Annotated in this window: 1 tRNA gene and 1 rRNA gene; both read left to right on the top strand. The window is 45.4% G+C overall.

Features of this window, described 5'->3' with window-relative positions:
- Positions 1–139: 139 nt before the first annotated feature.
- Positions 140–1,659: ribosomal RNA gene (locus Q0762_RS13860) — 16S ribosomal RNA — on the top strand.
- An 80-nt stretch (positions 1,660–1,739) separates the two neighbouring features.
- A tRNA-Ile gene (locus Q0762_RS13855) sits at positions 1,740–1,813 on the top strand.
- Positions 1,814–1,902: the final 89 nt, after the last annotated feature.

Raw genomic sequence — 1,902 nt, 5'->3', positions numbered from 1 at the left:
ATTAGTTTTGGTAACAAAATACTTTTAAGAAGTTCATTGAAAATATTGAAATTGACAGCGTAAACAAAGAGTAAAATAACCACATTATTATATAATGTAAATTCTTTTGAAACTTATTCATTCATATTATTAAAGATATACAATGAAGAGTTTGATCCTGGCTCAGGATGAACGCTAGCGGCAGGCTTAACACATGCAAGTCGAGGGGTAACATTGTAGCTTGCTACAGATGACGACCGGCGCACGGGTGCGTAACGCGTATAGAACCTACCTTTTACAGAGGAATAGCCTTTAGAAATGAAGATTAATGCCTCATAGTATTGCGACTTGGCATCGAGTTGTAATTAAAGATTTATCGGTAAAAGATGGCTATGCGTCCTATTAGTTAGTTGGTAAGGTAACGGCTTACCAAGACATCGATAGGTAGGGGTCCTGAGAGGGAGATCCCCCACACTGGTACTGAGACACGGACCAGACTCCTACGGGAGGCAGCAGTGAGGAATATTGGACAATGGAGGCAACTCTGATCCAGCCATGCCGCGTGCAGGAAGACGGCCCTATGGGTTGTAAACTGCTTTTATACAGGAAGAAACACTAGTACGTGTACTAGCTTGACGGTACTGTAAGAATAAGGACCGGCTAACTCCGTGCCAGCAGCCGCGGTAATACGGAGGGTCCGAGCGTTATCCGGAATCATTGGGTTTAAAGGGTCCGCAGGCGGTCAATTAAGTCAGAGGTGAAATCCCATAGCTTAACTATGGAACTGCCTTTGATACTGGTTGACTTGAGTCATATGGAAGTAGATAGAATGTGTAGTGTAGCGGTGAAATGCATAGATATTACACAGAATACCGATTGCGAAGGCAGTCTACTACGTATGTACTGACGCTCATGGACGAAAGCGTGGGGAGCGAACAGGATTAGATACCCTGGTAGTCCACGCCGTAAACGATGGATACTAGTTGTTGGGATTTATCTCAGTGACTAAGCGAAAGTGATAAGTATCCCACCTGGGGAGTACGGTCGCAAGACTGAAACTCAAAGGAATTGACGGGGGCCCGCACAAGCGGTGGAGCATGTGGTTTAATTCGATGATACGCGAGGAACCTTACCAGGGCTTAAATGTAGTATGACAGGTTTAGAGATAGACTTTTCTTCGGACATATTACAAGGTGCTGCATGGTTGTCGTCAGCTCGTGCCGTGAGGTGTCAGGTTAAGTCCTATAACGAGCGCAACCCCTGTCGTTAGTTGCCATCAAGTAAAGTTGGGGACTCTAACGAGACTGCCTACGCAAGTAGAGAGGAAGGTGGGGATGACGTCAAATCATCACGGCCCTTACGTCCTGGGCCACACACGTGCTACAATGGTATGGACAATGAGCAGCCATCTGGCAACAGAGAGCGAATCTATAAACCATATCACAGTTCGGATCGGAGTCTGCAACTCGACTCCGTGAAGCTGGAATCGCTAGTAATCGGATATCAGCCATGATCCGGTGAATACGTTCCCGGGCCTTGTACACACCGCCCGTCAAGCCATGGAAGCTGGGAGTGCCTGAAGTCGGTCACCGCAAGGAGCCGCCTAGGGTAAAACTGGTAACTAGGGCTAAGTCGTAACAAGGTAGCCGTACCGGAAGGTGCGGCTGGAACACCTCCTTTCTAGAGAAAGATGGTGAGTTACAAAAGGTAAATTTTACTCTTTGCTGTTAATTTTAAAAAACAAGTATTTAAGCTATTCTAGTCTCGTAGCTCAGCTGGTTAGAGCGCTACACTGATAATGTAGAGGTCGGCAGTTCGAGTCTGCCCGGGACTACTAAGTTTAAGTATTAAGGAAATTCTAGAAGCTAGATAATTACGAATTACGCATTAGTAATTACTAAAGACTAATAACTAATTACTATA

The sequence above is a fragment of the uncultured Polaribacter sp. genome, assembly GCF_947495205.1.
In the GTDB taxonomy this organism is placed as follows: domain Bacteria; phylum Bacteroidota; class Bacteroidia; order Flavobacteriales; family Flavobacteriaceae; genus Polaribacter.
This window is presented reverse-complemented; position numbering and strand designations above follow the sequence as displayed.